17 protein-coding genes are annotated in these 16,089 nt (G+C 57.3%); 6 read left to right on the top strand and 11 right to left on the bottom strand.

The annotated features are described in order from the left end of the window. Positions 1-44: 44 nt before the first annotated feature. Together D6851_RS03295 and tyrS are read right to left on the bottom strand one after the other, a co-directional pair. Entirely contained in the window at positions 45-386 is a 342-nt protein-coding gene (locus tag D6851_RS03295) for a PilZ domain-containing protein (RefSeq protein WP_120323405.1), read from the bottom strand. A gap of 83 nt (positions 387-469) precedes the next feature. Continuing rightward, complete coding sequence (gene tyrS / locus D6851_RS03290; RefSeq protein ID WP_120323404.1) at positions 470-1,699, bottom strand: tyrosine--tRNA ligase; 1,230 nt, start codon at positions 1,697-1,699, stop codon at positions 470-472. Between the two features lie 64 nt (positions 1,700-1,763). Here tyrS and D6851_RS03285 point away from each other — a divergent pair, with 64 nt between their 5' ends. Continuing rightward, a complete protein-coding gene (locus tag D6851_RS03285) occupies positions 1,764-2,300 on the top strand; it encodes a DOMON-like domain-containing protein (protein WP_120323403.1) in 537 nt (178 codons plus the stop codon). Continuing rightward, positions 2,297-3,508, top strand: coding sequence for an exo-beta-N-acetylmuramidase NamZ family protein (locus D6851_RS03280; protein ID WP_120323402.1), 1,212 nt, complete (start codon positions 2,297-2,299; stop codon positions 3,506-3,508). The genes D6851_RS03285 and D6851_RS03280 overlap by 4 nt, the downstream gene beginning before the upstream one ends. Before the next feature lie 26 nt (positions 3,509-3,534). On the opposite strand, the gene D6851_RS03275 is transcribed toward D6851_RS03280, so the two are convergent. The 4 genes from D6851_RS03275 to rsmI all read right to left on the bottom strand — a co-directional run bounded on the left by D6851_RS03275 (position 3,535) and on the right by rsmI (position 6,460). Then, a complete protein-coding gene (locus D6851_RS03275) occupies positions 3,535-4,155 on the bottom strand; it encodes a DedA family protein (protein ID WP_120323401.1) in 621 nt (206 codons plus the stop codon). 106 nt (positions 4,156-4,261) lie between these two features. Continuing rightward, complete coding sequence (gene gshB, locus D6851_RS03270; RefSeq protein ID WP_120323516.1) at positions 4,262-5,233, bottom strand: glutathione synthase; 972 nt, start codon at positions 5,231-5,233, stop codon at positions 4,262-4,264. A gap of 13 nt (positions 5,234-5,246) precedes the next feature. Then, positions 5,247-5,612 carry a YraN family protein gene (locus tag D6851_RS03265; protein WP_120323400.1) on the bottom strand — a complete coding sequence of 122 codons (366 nt, stop codon included), beginning with the start codon at positions 5,610-5,612 and terminating at the stop codon, positions 5,247-5,249. Next, complete coding sequence (gene rsmI / locus D6851_RS03260) at positions 5,609-6,460, bottom strand: 16S rRNA (cytidine(1402)-2'-O)-methyltransferase (protein ID WP_238473914.1); 852 nt, start codon at positions 6,458-6,460, stop codon at positions 5,609-5,611. Before rsmI ends, D6851_RS03265 begins: the two co-directional genes overlap by 4 nt. A 39-nt stretch (positions 6,461-6,499) precedes the next feature. Here rsmI and D6851_RS03255 point away from each other — a divergent pair, with 39 nt between their 5' ends. The 3 genes from D6851_RS03255 (at position 6,500) to D6851_RS03245 (ending at position 11,061) form a co-directional block, all read left to right on the top strand. Then, complete coding sequence (locus D6851_RS03255) at positions 6,500-7,657, top strand: penicillin-binding protein activator (RefSeq protein ID WP_120323398.1); 1,158 nt, start codon at positions 6,500-6,502, stop codon at positions 7,655-7,657. A gap of 71 nt (positions 7,658-7,728) precedes the next feature. Beyond that, positions 7,729-9,720, top strand: coding sequence for a DNA topoisomerase IV subunit B (parE, locus tag D6851_RS03250; RefSeq protein WP_120323397.1), 1,992 nt, complete (start codon positions 7,729-7,731; stop codon positions 9,718-9,720). A gap of 21 nt (positions 9,721-9,741) precedes the next feature. Beyond that, complete coding sequence (locus D6851_RS03245; RefSeq protein WP_147395419.1) at positions 9,742-11,061, top strand: serine hydrolase; 1,320 nt, start codon at positions 9,742-9,744, stop codon at positions 11,059-11,061. A gap of 157 nt (positions 11,062-11,218) precedes the next feature. On the opposite strand, the gene D6851_RS03240 is transcribed toward D6851_RS03245, so the two are convergent. The 3 genes from D6851_RS03240 to hemW form a co-directional block, all read right to left on the bottom strand. Beyond that, positions 11,219-11,956: a glutathione S-transferase family protein gene (locus D6851_RS03240; protein ID WP_120323395.1), complete on the bottom strand. Its 738-nt coding sequence runs from the start codon at positions 11,954-11,956 to the stop codon at positions 11,219-11,221. A gap of 111 nt (positions 11,957-12,067) precedes the next feature. Then, a complete protein-coding gene (locus tag D6851_RS03235) occupies positions 12,068-12,964 on the bottom strand; it encodes a tyrosine recombinase XerC (protein WP_120323394.1) in 897 nt (298 codons plus the stop codon). Beyond that, the gene (gene hemW, locus D6851_RS03230) at positions 12,961-14,112 is read right to left on the bottom strand and encodes a radical SAM family heme chaperone HemW (protein ID WP_120323393.1); all 1,152 of its coding nucleotides are present in this window, start codon (positions 14,110-14,112) and stop codon (positions 12,961-12,963) included. The genes D6851_RS03235 and hemW overlap by 4 nt, the downstream gene beginning before the upstream one ends. A gap of 76 nt (positions 14,113-14,188) precedes the next feature. Here hemW and D6851_RS03225 point away from each other — a divergent pair, with 76 nt between their 5' ends. Beyond that, a complete protein-coding gene (locus D6851_RS03225) occupies positions 14,189-14,722 on the top strand; it encodes a CAP domain-containing protein (protein ID WP_183029959.1) in 534 nt (177 codons plus the stop codon). Here the strand turns inward: D6851_RS03225 and rdgB are convergent. Both rdgB and rph read right to left on the bottom strand, forming a co-directional pair. Then, positions 14,697-15,326, bottom strand: coding sequence for an RdgB/HAM1 family non-canonical purine NTP pyrophosphatase (rdgB, locus tag D6851_RS03220; protein ID WP_120323391.1), 630 nt, complete (start codon positions 15,324-15,326; stop codon positions 14,697-14,699). The genes D6851_RS03225 and rdgB overlap by 26 nt on opposite strands. Continuing rightward, positions 15,323-16,036, bottom strand: a complete 714-nt coding sequence (gene rph / locus D6851_RS03215; RefSeq protein WP_120323390.1) for a ribonuclease PH — start codon at positions 16,034-16,036, stop codon at positions 15,323-15,325. Before rph ends, rdgB begins: the two co-directional genes overlap by 4 nt. Between the last annotated feature and the right edge of the window lie 53 nt (positions 16,037-16,089).

The following is a 16,089-nucleotide window of genomic DNA, read 5'->3' as shown; positions in this document are numbered from 1 at the left end:
TTAATACAGCTTGGCAGCGAACAAAGATTTTTGCTGTGGAGGTATTATCCGCCTTTGCGCAACAATCGCCGATTGGGCTGGAGCGCCACGATCATTTTTTCGAACTGGTCGGGACGGATAATCCGTTCGAACTGGAAACCGGCGCGATCACCGGTGGTCCACATGCAATAGCCTTCGATCCGGCCCACTTCGGGCAGACGGATAATCAGCCGTTCCCCGCGCGAAAAGCCGGGCGAACGATCGATCATGAAACCGTTCGTCGAGACATTGGCCAGATGCAATGTCATCTCGCCTTGTTCAAAATGCTCGGCCATCACCTCGGAATCGACAGGGTGGCGCGCAGATCGCCTGAGGTCCGGCACTGACAATTGCGCACGATACGGCATGTGCCCTTTCTCCAACTTTCCATTCAACAACGTGTCCGTTTGGCAGTGAAAGCTGGAGAAAAGGTTAACACTTTCCAAAGATATTATTCCGCGCGCAGGATTCCGTGCTTTTTCTTGCCCAGACTGAGCTTGCGTTCCGCGCCGGACGTGATCGTAATCAGCATCCCGGGGTCGCTCTGCACTTCATCGTCCAGCCGGACCGCGCCTTCGGCAATCTTGCGCTTGGCTTCGCCATTGGATGCGGTGAAGCCGATGGCCGTGCAGGCAGCGCCGAGGCGAACACCTTCGGAAGACACGGCGAGCACCGGCAGATCGTCACCCAGACCGCCGCCCGCGAAGGTAGCAGTGGCCGTTTTTTCGGCCAGTTCCGCCGCTTCGCGCCCGCGGACAAGTGCGGTGACTTCATTGGCGAGAACCACTTTGGCATCGTTGATCGCGCTGCCTTCAAGCGCTTCCAGCCGGGCGATTTCATCAAGTGGCAAATCGGTGAAGAGGCGCAGGAAACGGCCCACATCGCGGTCGTCGCTATTGCGCCAATATTGCCAGAAATCATACGCCGGAAGCTGATCTTCATTCAGCCACACCGCGCCCTTGGCAGTCTTGCCCATCTTGCCGCCATCGGCCGTGGTGAGCAGCGGCGTGGTGACGCCGTAGAGTTCGACTCCATCCATCCGGCGGGCGAGTTCGATCCCGTTGACAATATTGCCCCACTGGTCCGAACCGCCCATTTGCAGGCGGCAGCCATGGCGCAGACCTAGCTCGCGAAAGTCGTAGGCCTGAAGGATCATATAGTTGAATTCGAGAAAGGACAGCGACTGTTCACGGCCCAGACGCTGCTTCACGGATTCGAAGCTCAGCATCCGGTTTACCGAAAAATGCTGACCCACTTCGCGCAGGAACGGGATATATTCGAGATTGTCGAGCCAGTCGGCATTATCGACCATGATCGCATCGCTCGGTCCGTCGCCAAAAGTCAGAAAGCGTTCGAAAACCTTGCGGATCGAAGCGACATTTTCGGCGATCATCTCATTGGTCATGAGCTTGCGCGCTTCGTCCTTGAAGCTGGGATCGCCGATCTTGCCGGTGCCGCCACCCATCACCACGATGGGCTTGTGCCCGGCCTGCTGCAAACGACGCAACAGCATGATCTGCACCATCGAGCCGACATGCAGCGAGGGCGCCGTAGGGTCGAAGCCGATATAACCCGGAACGATCTGCCTGCTCGCCAGCGTATCGAGCCCTTCGGCATCGGTAAGCTGATGAATGTAACCCCGTTCATCGAGGAGGCGAAGAAGATCGGATTTATAGGTCATGCTGTGCTATCGTTTTATCAGACGTCTGTTTCAGGGAATGCGCGCGTAGCATGGAGGGACTCGGTTGAAAACGCATCATCTTCAGCTTCATGAGCTGCATCCTGCCTCAGGCGTGCGCGATGTGAGTGTCGATTGCGGCCTGTTTCCCGATGGCAGACTGCTGCTGCGCTACCGAATCGAACGGGCAAATGCGCTCATCCTGCCTTCCGGGAAAGGGAGGGGAAGGCGTGACAACCTTTGGAAAACAACCTGTTGCGAGCTGTTTTTATGGCATGGTGACGGCAGCTACCGGGAGTTTAATTTTAGTCCGTCCGGCCAGTGGGCTGCTTATCATTTTGACAGCTATCGGGCAGGGCAAAGCGATGTAGAGCCGGTCGAATGGCCGGAAATCGATTGCATGGCTGTTGACGACAATGCCTTTATTACTGTGATGCTGGCCGGATCAGAGCTGGCCGGTGCGCAGAAAATCGGTCTTTCCGTCGTGCTGGAGGAGGAGGGCGGCCATATTTCCTACTGGGCACTGGCGCATCCGGAGAAAAAGCCCGATTTTCACGATCCCGCTTGCTTTGCTTTGCCGCTTGGCGCAGCCATACCGGCATGAAATTCGGAATTGATTGTCTGCTCGCCGATCCGTCTCTGCGTAAGCCGCTGACTGGCAAGCGCGTTTCGCTGATCGCTCATCCAGCCTCTGTAACGGAGGGGCTGATCCATTCGCTCGATGCGCTGGCATCCTGTGAGGATATTACCCTGACATCCGCTTTCGGCCCGCAGCATGGGCTGAAAGGCGACAAGCAGGATAATATGGTTGAAACGGCCGACGAAATCGATCCGATCTACAATATTCCGATTTACAGCCTGTATGGAGATGTACGCCGTCCTGCATCGGCGATGATGGACAGTGCGGATATCTTTCTGTTCGACCTTCAGGATCTCGGTTGCCGGATTTACACCTTTGTCACCACATTGCTCTATCTGCTTGAAGAAGCGTCTAAAAGCGGAAAGAGCGTGTGGGTGCTGGATCGCCCCAACCCCGCCGGACGTCCGGTTGAAGGGCTGAGCCTTCTTCCGGGGCAGGAAAGCTTCGTCGGCGCCGGACCCATGCCGATGCGCCATGGCCTGACGATGGGCGAAATGGGCTATTGGTTTATCGAGCATTACGGTCTCGATGTGGATTATCGGGTGATCCCTATAGAAGGTTATGATCCTGAGGAAGGGTCGGGCTTCGGCTGGCCGGACAGCCGGATCTGGATCAATCCCAGTCCGAATGCGGCCAATCTCAATATGGCCCGTGCCTATGCCGGAACGGTCATGCTCGAAGGGACCAACCTGTCCGAAGGGCGCGGTACTACGCGCCCGCTCGAAGTGCTGTTCGGCGCGCCCGATCTCGACCAGAAAGCAGTGCTCGGCGAAATGCACCGGCTCGCCCCCGAATGGCTGGAAGGCTGTGCTTTGCGCGAATGCTGGTTCACCCCGACCTTCCACAAACATCAAGGTGTCTTGTGCAACGCCCTGATGATCCATGCAGAAGGACAATTTTACGACCATCGAACTTTCAGGCCGTGGCGCCTTCAGGCGCTGACCTTCAAAGCAATCCGCAGCCTTTATCCCGACTATCCGATCTGGCGCGATTTTCCCTATGAATATGAGTTCGACCGTCTGGCGATCGATGTCATTAATGGCGGGCCGGCTTTACGGGAATGGGTCGATGACAGGGCTGCCGATGCCGGTGATCTCGACCGGCTTGCCATTCGCGATGAGGAGGCATGGAATGAAACGGTGGTGGATCATCTGATTTATCCGGCTGCGTAAGGGACAAAAACCGGCCCCGCAGCCATTCAATCGGATCGGCGCTTGCGGGCGGCGCGCGGTTTCCAGCTTATGATGCGCCAGATATAGAAAATCAGCCCCAGGGCGATAAACCCGATCACGATCCAGCTCAGCACATCCTGCGATTTTTCGAAATAACGGCCCAGCCACTGGCCGCCATAGATCAGCAGCACATTCCAGATGCCGGTGCCGAGAAAGGTGAACAGCAGGAAGCGCCAGAGCGGCATATGGGCAAGGCCGGCGGGCAGCGATATGATCGTACGCAGGAAAGGGGAAAAGCGTAGCAACAGGACAACCCAGTCTCCACGATGACGCAGATAATGACTGGCTTTTTCGATATCTTCCCATTCCACGGTGAGCCAGCGGCCCCAGCGATTGATAAACGGGCCAAGGCGTTCATAACCCCATTTGTCGCCCAGCCAGAACCAGCAATAATTGCCCAGCGTGGAGCCGACGGTTCCCGCAAGGAAGAGCGGCCAGAAGTGCATTTCTTTCCGCTCGATCAGAACACCACCGATCCCCATAATCACTTCGGAAGGGACAGGCGGGAATATATTTTCCAGCGCCATCAGAACAAGGATGCCGAGATAGCCGCCTTGCCGGATAATATCGATAATCAGATCCTGCATTGCGGCCCCAACGGTTCGCGCTGCAAAGGGTTCAAAGTTTTGATATTATTCACTCGCAGGCGCGATGCAGAAAGTGTCTGATTTTTATCTGGTATGAGGTTTCCGATTATCCCATTTCCGCCAGACGCCGGTCGATGGCGTCCCAGATTTTCGCGCTGCTGTCGGTGCCGTTAAATTCGTCGATAGAGACGATGCCGGTGGGCGATGTCACATTGATCTCGGTCAGCCAGCGGCCGCCGATCACATCGATACCGACAAAGACCAGCCCGCGCTTTTTCAGCTCGGGTCCCATGGCGGCGCAGATTTCCTCCTCGCGCTGGGTCAGGCTGCAAGGTTCGGCATAGCCGCCACGAGCGAGGTTGGAACGGAATTCGCCTTCGCCCGGCTTGCGATTGATCGCCCCGGCAAACTCACCGTCGATCAGAACGATCCGTTTGTCGCCTTCCGAAACTTCGGGCAAAAAGGGCTGGACCATGAAAGGTTCAGGCCAGACCTGACCGAACAACTCTGTGAGAGCGGAGAGATTGGTGCCGTTTTCCTCGACCCGAAAAATCGCCTTGCCGCCATTGCCGTGCAGCGGTTTTACCACCAATGCGCCATGCTTCTGCTGAAATTCGCGGACATCCTCCAGCTCGCGCGCAATCAGTGTAGGCGGCATGAAACGGGCATAATCGAGAACGAAAACCTTTTCGGGTGCGTTGCGAACACTTACCGGATCGTTGACGACCAGCGTTTCACCTGCCAGCCGCTCCAGAATATGCGTGGCGCTGATATAGCCGAGATCGAAGGGTGGATCCTGCCGCATCAGGACCACATCGATATCTGCGGCAAGATCGATCTTGCGCAATTCGCCCTTGGTGAAATGGTTGCCCGCTTCCTTCTTCACCGAAACGGGGGCAGCCCAGGCTGTGATGCGCCCTCCGGCGCCGGCCATCGTATCATATGCGAGAGTGCGCACATCGTAATGCCACAGCTGTGCCCCGCGATCCTGGGCGGACAGCATGAGGGCGAAGCTTGAATCGCCGCTGATATTGACATGTTCGATGGGGTCCATCTGGACCGCGACGCGCAAACCCATTTTCAAAAATCCTTCATGGCTGCCAGGCATTGGTGATGTGGCGTGGCCAGCGCCATCGCGCAAGCATCACGACATCGATCCTGACAGTTTCTCCGTTTCGGCAATAAAGATGGGCTATCGCCTCGACCGCGGCGGCAACCCGTTTCAGCCGGTAAAAATCAATCGCTTCATCGCGTTGTCGGGCGGTGCGGCGATATTTTACCTCGATAAAATTCACAATGTGTCCGCGCCGGGCGATCAGATCGATTTCGCCGCGCGGTGTCCTGACCCGCCGCCCGACGATCCGCCAACCCTGCAATTGCAAATAAAGCGCGGCCCATATCTCTCCGCGTCGCCCGCTGCGTTCGGCCTGCGCATGGCGGGCAGGGCGACGTGTCACCGGCCTTTCAGTTCCATGGCGCGGGTGTAGAGCATCTTGCGATCGAGCCCTGTCGCTTTGGCCACGCTTCCGGCAGCCTGGGAGGTCTTCATCTCTGCCATCGCTTCGCTCAGCAAAGCGTCGATATCGGTATCGTCCGGTTTATCGTCCTGTAAAGGCGGACCGATCAGCAGCACGATTTCTCCCTTGGGCGGATGGGCTGTATAATACGCCGTCAATTCTTCGGCCGTTCCGCGGCGGCATTCCTCGAACCGTTTGGTCAGTTCCCGCGCCACGGCCACTTCACGGCCGGGCAAGGAATCGCCGATCGTGTCGAGCGACTTCAGCAGGCGCGGAGCGGTCTCGAAAAAGACCAGCGTTGCACGAACTGGGGATAACTCGATGAGAATATCGCGCCGCGCTTTCTCTTTGGGCGGCAGAAAGCCGGCGAAAAGAAAGCGATCATTGGGCATACCCGAAAGCGTCAGCGCCATCACCGGCGCGCTCGGGCCGGGAAGGCTGGTGACTGCGATTCCGGCCTCCTGCGCTTCTTTTACAAGACGATAGCCCGGATCGGAAACCAGCGGTGTGCCTGCATCGCTGACCAGGGCAATGGCCTGATCGCGCATCTTTTCCAGCAGGTGCGCGCGGTCGCTTTCCGCGCTATGATCGTCATAGCGCCATAGTGGACGTGTAATGCCTAGATGGCGGATAAGTTTCTGAGTTACCCGGGTATCTTCGCAGGCGATGGCGTCACACCGTGCCAGAATATCGGCTGCCCGCATGGTGATATCGCCAAGATTGCCAATTGGCGTGGCTACAATATAGAGGCCGGGACTCAGTTGATTATTTTCAGGCGCGTCGCTCACGCCGCGCCTTGTGAACCAGTTGCGGTGGGAGCGGCAAGCATGTTCGACAATTTTAAACGGTTTTTTGCGATTGCGGGGCTGAGCACATTGCTGGCAGCCTGTCAGATCATTCCTCATGGCGATACCGGTCCGGCAACCACGCCGGTGCCCGAGACCAAGCCCAGTGAAAGCACGCTGCCGCAGGATGAATCGCGCCATCGCGTGGCGCTGCTCGTGCCGCTTTCGGGCAATAATGCCGGTGTCGGTCAGTCGATTGCCAATGCCACGACCATGGCCTTGCTCGATACCAATGCCGGTAATCTGCGTATTACCACTTATGACACTGCCAAAGGCGCCAAATCGGCCGCCGACCGTGCCATTACCGATGGGAACAGACTGATCCTCGGCCCGCTTCTCGCCGATAATGTACCGGCTGTGCTGGCTGCGGCAGCTCCTGCCGATATTCCGCTCATCAGCTTTTCCAACGATGCGTCGGTTGCCTCTTCCGACGTTTTCGTGATGGGTCATATTCCAGAGCAATCGGTCACCCGCACGGTGGATTATGCCATGTCGCAGGGATCGAAGCGGTTCGCGGTGCTGACCCCGAGAGGCGAATATGGCCGCCGCGCCGCCAAAGCGCTGGAAGAAGCCGTGGCCGCACGCGGGGGCCAGATGGTCGCTACGCAAAGCTATGATCGCGGTAACAGCCTGATTATCAGCGCGGCGAAGAAGCTCACCGCGCAAGGTGGCTTCGATACGGTGCTGATTGCCGATGGCGCGCGGCTTTCCGCAATCGGCGCGAGTGCGCTGAAAGAGGCCGGAGACACGCTGCCGCATATTCTGGGTACGGAATTGTGGAGCGGGGAAGCTTCTATCGCTAACGCCGAAGCCTTGCGCGGTGCATGGTTCTCCGCCGTGCCCGATGCACGGTATCGTCGCTTTGTCGACAGCTATGAATCGCGTTTTGGCCAGCAGCCTTACCGCATTGCCACGCTCGGCTATGATTCGGTCCTCCTGACTTTGCGTGTCGCGCGTGAATGGCAGCCGGGTCAGGCTTTCCCGACATCGCGCCTGATGGCCCGAGACGGTTTTATCGGGCTGGATGGCGTATTCCGTTTCGGCCGGGACGGTGTGGGTGAACGCGCCATGGAAGTGCGCCAGATCGGCAATGGCACAGTGTCCGTGGTCGCCCCGGCACCCGAGCGCTTCACCAACTGATCGATCCATACTGACGATAAACCGCGCTGCCAGCTTGTGTCCCGGGGATTTCGCGTTCTATAGCTGTTCCTATGGCCGACGATCTCTTCGAGAAGCTGCCCGATGGCAGCGCGGATTATGACAGTTCCTCCATCGAGGTTCTTGAAGGGCTGGAGCCGGTTCGCCGGCGGCCCGGCATGTATATTGGCGGCACGGATGAGCGTGCTTTGCATCATCTTGCCGCCGAAGTGCTCGATAATGCGATGGACGAAGCGGTGGCAGGCTATGCCAACCGTATCGAGGTGACGCTGGAAGAAGGCAATCGCCTGACCATCACCGATAATGGCCGTGGTATTCCGGTTGACGAACACCCCAAATTTCCCGGCAAATCGACACTGGAAGTGATCCTTTCAACGCTCCATTCGGGCGGCAAATTCTCCGGCAAAGCCTATGCGACCAGCGGGGGGCTGCATGGTGTGGGCGTGTCCGTGGTCAACGCGCTTTCCTCTCACACACGGGTGGAAGTGGCGCGGAACAAGGAACTTTACGCGCAGGAATTTTCCAGGGGGCAGACGCTCGGCCCGATCGGGAAGGTGGGGGCAGCACCCAACCGGCGCGGCACAAGCGTCACTTTCACACCCGATGCAGAGATTTTCGGGAAGCAGAATTTCAAGCCGTTGCGGCTGTTCAGGCTGGCCCGTTCCAAGGCCTATCTTTATGCCGGTGTCGAAATCCGCTGGAAATGCGCGGAAAGCCTCACCAGCGATCAGGTTCCGGCAGAAGCCACTTTCCAGTTTCCCGGCGGTCTGGCCGATCATCTGAAGGAGCAGCTCGACGGGCGCGAATGCGTGACGAGCGAACCTTTTGCCGGAAGTCAGGATTTCCCCGAGGATGACGAAGGCCGCCATCAGGGCCGTGTCGAATGGGCCGTCGCCTGGCCGCTTTATTCGGACGGGTCTTATGACTGGTATTGCAACACCGTACCCACACCCGATGGTGGCACGCATGAACAGGGTATCCGGGCCGCGCTGACCAAGGCTCTGCGTTCTTTCGGCGATCTGGTCGGCCAGAAAAAGGCCAAGGATCTGACCGCCGACGATGTGGTGGTCGGCAGTGAAGTGATGCTGTCGGTCTTTATCCGCGATCCGCAATTTCAGAGCCAGACCAAGGACCGGCTGACTTCGCCCGAAGCTGCGCGCCTCGTCGAAAATGCTGTGCGCGATCATTTCGATCTGTTCCTCACTGGCAATATGGACCGTGGCAAGGCTTTGCTCGGTCAGGTGATGGAGCGGATGGATGAGCGTTTGCGCCGCAAGGCCGAGCGTGAAATCAAACGCAAAACGGCCACCAATGCCAAGAAATTGCGCCTGCCAGGCAAGCTTACCGATTGTTCGGGCGACGGTGACGGTGAAACCGAGTTGTTTATCGTCGAAGGGGACAGCGCCGGCGGCAGTGCCAAACAGGCGCGCAATCGCAAGACGCAGGCTATTCTGCCGATCCGCGGTAAAATCCTCAATGTCGCCAGCGCCAGTGCTGACAAGATCCGCGCCAATCAGGAAATTGCCGATCTGATCCTCGCGCTGGGTTGCGGTATCCGCAAGGATTGCGATGCGGAAAATCTGCGCTACGACCGCGTCGTCATCATGACCGATGCCGATGTGGACGGCGCGCATATCGCGACATTGCTGATGACCTTTTTCTTTCAGGAAATGCCCGATATCGTTCGCAAGGGGCATCTCTTTCTCGCCCAGCCGCCGCTTTATCGCCTGACAGCGGGTAAAGAGAGCCGCTATGCGCGTGACGATGCCCATCGGCAGGCGCTGGAAGAAACGGTTTTCAAGGGTAAGAAAGTCGATGTCGGCCGCTTTAAAGGCCTCGGTGAGATGAACCCGCAGCAATTGCGCGAAACCACAATGAATCCCGACAGCCGCAGCCTGATCCGCATCACACTGCCGCCCGAATTCGAACAGCGCGCCGCAGTGAAGGAACTTGTCGATCATCTGATGGGTCGCAATCCCGAACATCGGTTTAACTTCATTCAGAACCGCGCCGGGGAGCTGGACAGGGATCTGATCGACGCCTGATATTGCAGGAGGAGCTGGCTGGTGTCATTTCGGTACTCTCTGGCGGCTCTGATTGCTGCGATCAGCATGTCGGCTCCGGTCGGCGCGCAGGCACAAACCGATCTTTCCACACTGTCGGCCGAAGAGCGGAGCGAACAACGTCTGAAAGATATTGTGGCAGCGCTTCACGGGGACAAACCCTATGAGGATGTCTTCACAGACCAGTTTCTTCAGGCGGTATCTCCGCAGCGTTTTGCCCTGATTTTTCGCCAGCTAAGCAGCCAGTATGGTGCGCTGAACTCTATGGAGGTTGTCGAAACCGGTCCGGCGACGGGCTATGCCAGGCTGGCGGTGCATTTCGAAGGCGGTGCAGGGCAGGGTGATCTGCAATTACAGCCGCAGGCGCCCTATAAAGTATCGGGTTTCCGCATTGGTGTGCTGAAGCCGCTCGGCGACACGAAAGAAAAACTGGCGGCGGATCTGGCAGCCCTCCATGGCGATGCCGGAATGCTGCTCACGAAGATCGGTTCATCGGAGCCTTTCTTCGCCTATCATGCCGAGCGTCCATTTGCGGTGGGTTCGGCTTTCAAACTCTATGTTCTTGCGGCTTTGTCGCGCGAAATCGCTGCGGGAAAACGCCGGTGGGACGATGTGGTGCCGCTGGAGGGCAAGAGTTTTGCCGGCGGCACCTTATACGGCTGGCCCGAGGGCTCGCCCCTCACATTGCATACGCTGGCCGCGTTGATGATTTCGATCAGCGATAATACGGCCACCGATATTCTCGTGCGTCTGCTGGGGCGCGATGCACTGGCAGCAGAAGTGCGCCTTTCGGGCCATTCCGATCCGTCTTCTATCCTGCCCATGATGGATACGGCAGAATTTTTCGCTCTGAAACAGCAGGGAGAAATGGCGGCGCAAACCTATCATGCTGCCGGTCCGGTCGGCAGACAGGCTATGCTCGACCGGCTCGATGGCAAGGCAGCGGCACAGGCCAGTCAGGCCGATCTGGCACGGATATTCGGGCAGGCGCCAACAGCGATCGATACCGTGGAATGGTTCGCTACCCCGGCGGATATTATCCGCGTGCTGGCACAAATCGCTGAGACCGAAGATCCGGTTGCGCTCGATATTCTCGGCATCAATTCCTCATTACCCGATGAGGAACGGGCACGATGGCGCTATGCCGGCTATAAGGGCGGGTCCGAAACCGGCGTGTTGAGCCTTAACTGGCTTTTGCGTGATGAGAATGGCGAATGGTATAGTCTGGCGATGAGCTGGAACGATCCGGACGCTGCTGTCGAAGAAACGGGCTTTATGATGCTGGCCAATCGCGCGCTCAGTCTGGTTGGCCACACCCGGTAATGAGCCTCTTTCCGCCGTCATGTTGAGAATTTCGACGCGATTCCGACTGGCATATGGTTTCGGTCGGAAAATTCGGTGCCTGGTATCTGCTGCTGTATATTTCTTTCACGCTCGTTGCAGGCGTGCATCGCCGCAACGAGCGTGAAAATCCGGCCCCTTAGTCGTCTTTGCGTAGTTCGTGCGGTACGCTGGCGAACATCTTCTTCACCGCCGGGCGCTCATTGATCTGTTCGATCCAGCGGACGAGGTGAGGTGTATCGCTGGTATTGACCAGTTCCGAAAAGCCATGCTGCATACCGTTGGCGATGGCGAAATTGCAGATATCGGCGAGCGAATAAACACCACCGGCCAGCCATTCATGATCGGCCAGATGATCGTCGAGACGGCGCACCGAATAGCCGATCTTGCGCATTTCCTCATCGAGCAGATCCTGCGGGAATCCTTCGCGCGCGCGGCGCCATTTAACCTGCTGTTCGTAAACCGGAATATCTTTCAGCTTCGCTTCGAACTGTTCATCGGTGAGATCCTGAACCATCTTGCTGACCATCCGGTGCCAGCCGATCGTGGAAACGCACCAGCAGAAATATTCATCCACCCATTTGGTCCACACACGCATTTGCGCGGTGTCATAGGAATTACCGGGGCGCAGTTTCACATCGGTCGGATGCTCATCCTCGAGATATTCGCAGATCACCGTGCTTTCGGTGATGATCTTGCCACGATCTTCCAGTGCCGGCACCTGACCGCGCGGATTGATCTTCTTGAACCAGTCGGAGTGATGTTCGAACTTGGCCGGGTTGAGCAGCACCTGTTCGAATTCGGAGCCTTTTTCATAAAGTGCAAGCATGGGTTTCAGCGAATTAGCTCCGGGGCCGAAGCTGTAGAGTTTGAGCATAGAGGCATCCTTCCTTTTAGGTTTGTTTGCGGATTAACCACCCGAGGCCAGGAAGAGCAAGCCCAAAAAAGATAAAGTCAATGAAATGGGTGAAGAAGAAAAGGCAGAGGGTTAGTCGCTGCCGCGCGGATGGGCTTTGCGATAGGTTTCCAGCAATGTCGCTGCATCGACCCTAGTATAGATCTGCGTCGAACCGAGGCCAGCATGGCCGAGCAATTCCTGTAAACTGCGCAAATCCACTCCTGCACCGAGGAGATGCGTGGCAAAGGAATGGCGCAGGGCGTGCGGTGTGGCGGTGGCAGGAAGGCCGAGGGCGATCCGCGCCCGAGCCATTGCCTTGCGGACCATTCCCGCGCTTAGCGGCCCGCCTTTGGCGCCGAGAAAGAGCGGGCCGTCGGAGTCAATTTTCCAGGGGCATTTTGCGACATAGTCAGCAATGCCTTCCCGCACGACAGGCAAAACAGGGACCACGCGCTGCTTATTGCCCTTGCCGGTCACTCTCAGCGTTTCACCAAGCGGATAATCGGCACCGGTAAGCGACAGAACCTCCGCAATTCGCATGCCGCCGCCATACATCATCAGCAGAACCGCGCGATCCCTTGCGCCGATCCATGCTTCCCTTGCGTCCTGCCCCACCAGATCGGCCAGATTGCTGGCATCGTCGGGCGTAACGGGGCGAGGCAGGCCTTTCTTGATGCGCGGCCCGCGAATGCGGGGAGGGGCGGCATTTTCCATCCCGGCCTGTTCCCGGGCAAAAGCCATAAACCCCTTGATGGCGGATAATTCGCGCGCGGCAGAAACATTGCCGATGCCATCGCTTCGCCTGTTCGCCATAAAGGTGCGGAGACTGGCCGGAGGAATAGTGGCAACCGCCGGCCATTCGGTGAGATCGAAATGTTCGAGCAGACGTTGTGCCGCCGAGCAATAAGCGCGCACCGTATGCGGCGAACGACGGCGCGATTGCTGAAGGTAATTCCGCCAGGCTGCAAGCAGATCGTGCCGGGTCATGAAGCCACCAGCTTGTCGGGCACCAGTTCTCCCAGCAGGGCATCGAGCAGAGGCATGCCTTTTTCGGTCACGCGAAGACGGCTTCCCGTTGTGTCGAGAAATCCAAGGTCACGATAAAGGGTTTGCCGGGATGGAACAATAAGATCGCTTTGCGCGATGCCGAAACGGTCAGACAGCTCTCGCAGGTCGACACCTTCAGCGAGCCGTAAGCCCATTAAAAGCGCTTCTGAAGCCTGTTCTGGCCCTGTTAGGTTACGCTCTGCGCCCGTTCCATGGCCATTTCTGGCCACAGCGGAGAGCCAGTTTTCGGGTTTGCGATGGCGCTGTGTGGCCTGACCGTTACGCCGGCCATGAGCACCGGGGCCAATGCCGCAATAGTCCTGATAGCGCCAATATGTCAGATTATGTCGGCTTTCCGCGCCCGGCTTGGCGTGGTTGCTGATTTCATAGGCGGGGAGCCCTGCTGCTGCCGTCATTTCACGGGTCAGAGCAAACAGGTCGGCTGCCGGATCGTCTTCCATTGGTGCGAATTTTGCCTGCCGGACATCGGTGGCAAACCGCGTGCCAGGCTCGATCGTGAGCTGATAGAGGGAAAGATGTTCGGTCCCGAAAGACAGCGCTTGTTTCAGTTCTTCTGTCCATTTTTCAATGGTTTGTTCTGGTCTGGCATAAATCAGATCGAAGCTGACACGGCGAAAATGCGTCTGAGCAATGTCCAGTGCTGCAAGTGCTTCCCGGCCGTTATGCAAACGGCCCAGAAAGCGTAAAACACTATCGTCGAGCGACTGTATGCCGAGCGATAGGCGATTGATGCCGGCTTCGGCCAGACTGGCAAAACTGGCTGCTTCCACCGAAGAGGGGTTAGCTTCGAGAGTGACTTCAATATCGCTCGTAAAGCCCCATAATTGTTCAGCTTCCTGTAAAAGACGAGCCACAAGGGCAGGGGGCATCAGCGAAGGAGTGCCGCCGCCGAAAAAGATCGAGTGTAACGCCTCTCCGCCGCCAAATGCAGCTTCATGCCGCATATCAGCCAGCAGACTGTTTTCCCAAAGCTGCGTATCAACCTGATTGCGGACGTGCGAATTAAAGTCGCAATAAGGGCATTTAGCTAAGCAGAAAGGCCAGTGAATATAGAGTGCGCGTGCCACGGTTTTTTAACGAATCTTAACAGTTTCTTGCCATTTTTTTCTGATGCGAATTGCTGGTTTTTTCACAATATTTCTGATGGTTGCTTCCTTCGGATATGCGGTGCCTGCTCCGGCCCGGCAAGACAATCGCGATTTCGCCGCGGCGCTTCTTTCAGAGCATAATAGCGAAAGAGACTGGCTCGGTCTGCATCCACTTTCGTGGAGCGACAAGCTAGCCTATGAAGCCTGGCAATGGGCGGAGCAACTGGCGAAAGAGGGACGGATGCGGCACAGCACGTCACGCCAGCGCGGCGGAACCGGAGAAAACTTGTGGGCCGGAACCATCGGTTACTATCGTATAAGCGATGCTGTCAGAGATTTTATAAAGGAAAAACAATATTTTATACCGGGTGTTTTTCCGGATATTGCCAGTACAGGCCGGTGGCAGGATGTCGGGCATTACACCCAGATCATCTGGCCCGAAACGCAGCAGGTGGGCTGTGGAATGGCGAGGGGGCGAAGCTATGATTTTCTGGTTTGCCGCTATTGGCCTGCCGGCAATATCATAGGGCAACGCCTCACCCCGCAAAACTGGGCACTTGATGTCAGGCGCCAAACTGATCCGCAGTAAGTTTGGCAAAAGCATCGGAGCGATGGCTCATCGCCCGTTTTTCATCGGGCTCCAGTTCGGCAAATGTCCGGTCATGACCGTTCGGAACGAAAACCGGGTCATAGCCAAAACCCATGGTTCCGCGCGGTGGCCATGTCAGTTTTCCGTTGCAGCGCCCTTCATAAACAAGGTGGTCTCCATCGGGCCAGGCAATTGCCAGAACGCATGAAAACCAGGCATCGCGGGAGACATCCGGCCCTTGCGCGGCCAGCATGCCTTCCACTTTGCCCATCGCCATATACCAGTCCCGCCCCGGCTCACCTTCGAACCATTGTCGTTCGGCCCAGTCGGCTGTATAAACACCCGGCTTACCATCGAGCGCGGCTGCGGAAATACCGCTGTCGTCAGCAAGAGCGGGCAGGCCGGACGCTTCCGCTGCAGCCTGTGCTTTAATAAGGGCATTTTCGACAAAGGTTGTGCCGGTTTCAGCCGGTTCCGGCAGACCCAAAGCGCCCGCCGAAATGCATTCGAGGCCGTAAGGCTCGAGCAATGCGGCGATTTCTTTCAGTTTGCCTGCATTATGCGTGGCAATAACGAGCTTTCCGGAACCGAGCTGACGAGTCATTGCGTGGCAGCCTCCTGGGCGGTAAATATCTGATTACAGCCAATTTGCGCCAGACGAAGCAGGCGCAGCAGTCCTTCCTCATCATAGGTGGCACCTTCAGCGGTTGCCTGTACCTCAGCGATACGGCCACCCTCGATCAGAACGAAATTCGCGTCGGCATCAGCATTGCTGTCTTCTGCATAATCGAGATCGAGCACCGGCGTACCTTCGAAAATACCGCAGCTTATGGCGGCGATTTTGGCTTCGATCGGATCTTCCTTGATTGCACCTTCGGCCAGCAGTTTGTTCACTGCCAGACGCAGCGCAACCCATGCCCCGGAAATCGATGCTGTGCGTGTACCGCCATCGGCTTGAATTACATCGCAATCGAGGGTGATCTGACGTTCGCCAAGCTTTTCAAGATTTGTCACAGAGCGTAAAGATCGTCCTATAAGGCGCTGAATTTCCTGCGTTCGTCCGGACTGTTTTCCTTTTGCGGCTTCCCGGCTGCCGCGCGTATGAGTGGCCCGGGGCAACATGGAATATTCTCCGGTCACCCAGCCGCTTCCCTTACCTCGCAGGAAAGGAGGAACACGTTCTTCGATGCTGGCGGTAACCAGCACTTTGGTATCGCCAAAACCGATCAGCACCGATCCCTCGGCATGTTTGGTGAAACCGGTCTCAATTGCAATGGCACGCATCTCGTCGGGCGCACGGCCGGAAGGTCGCATTGGGTTCTCCTGTCGCGAAATCGCTCTCGCCCTAGTCGCTTATCGCTTGAGGC

Origin of the sequence: Altericroceibacterium spongiae (genome assembly GCF_003610805.1) — a bacterium.
GTDB lineage: Bacteria > Pseudomonadota > Alphaproteobacteria > Sphingomonadales > Sphingomonadaceae > Altericroceibacterium > Altericroceibacterium spongiae.
The sequence above is the reverse complement of the archived record's forward strand: the minus strand, read 5'-3'. Positions and strand labels throughout refer to the sequence as shown.

What these genes read in the sequence shown, in the direction of transcription:
- D6851_RS03240 (WP_120323395.1), bottom strand. Translation starts at nt 11,956, where the DNA reads ATGCTCAAACTCTACAGCTTCGGCCCCGGAGCTAATTCGCTGAAACCC.
- D6851_RS03275 (WP_120323401.1), bottom strand. Translation starts at nt 4,155, where the DNA reads ATGCAGGATCTGATTATCGATATTATCCGGCAAGGCGGCTATCTCGGC.
- tyrS (WP_120323404.1), bottom strand. Translation starts at nt 1,699, where the DNA reads ATGACCTATAAATCCGATCTTCTTCGCCTCCTCGATGAACGGGGTTAC.
- D6851_RS03280 (WP_120323402.1), top strand. Translation starts at nt 2,297, where the DNA reads ATGAAATTCGGAATTGATTGTCTGCTCGCCGATCCGTCTCTGCGTAAG.
- parE (WP_120323397.1), top strand. Translation starts at nt 7,729, where the DNA reads ATGGCCGACGATCTCTTCGAGAAGCTGCCCGATGGCAGCGCGGATTAT.
- D6851_RS03225 (WP_183029959.1), top strand. Translation starts at nt 14,189, where the DNA reads ATGGTTGCTTCCTTCGGATATGCGGTGCCTGCTCCGGCCCGGCAAGAC.
- D6851_RS03295 (WP_120323405.1), bottom strand. Translation starts at nt 386, where the DNA reads ATGCCGTATCGTGCGCAATTGTCAGTGCCGGACCTCAGGCGATCTGCG.
- rph (WP_120323390.1), bottom strand. Translation starts at nt 16,036, where the DNA reads ATGCGACCTTCCGGCCGTGCGCCCGACGAGATGCGTGCCATTGCAATT.
- rdgB (WP_120323391.1), bottom strand. Translation starts at nt 15,326, where the DNA reads ATGACTCGTCAGCTCGGTTCCGGAAAGCTCGTTATTGCCACGCATAAT.
- gshB (WP_120323516.1), bottom strand. Translation starts at nt 5,233, where the DNA reads ATGGGTTTGCGCGTCGCGGTCCAGATGGACCCCATCGAACATGTCAAT.
- D6851_RS03235 (WP_120323394.1), bottom strand. Translation starts at nt 12,964, where the DNA reads ATGACCCGGCACGATCTGCTTGCAGCCTGGCGGAATTACCTTCAGCAA.
- D6851_RS03255 (WP_120323398.1), top strand. Translation starts at nt 6,500, where the DNA reads ATGTTCGACAATTTTAAACGGTTTTTTGCGATTGCGGGGCTGAGCACA.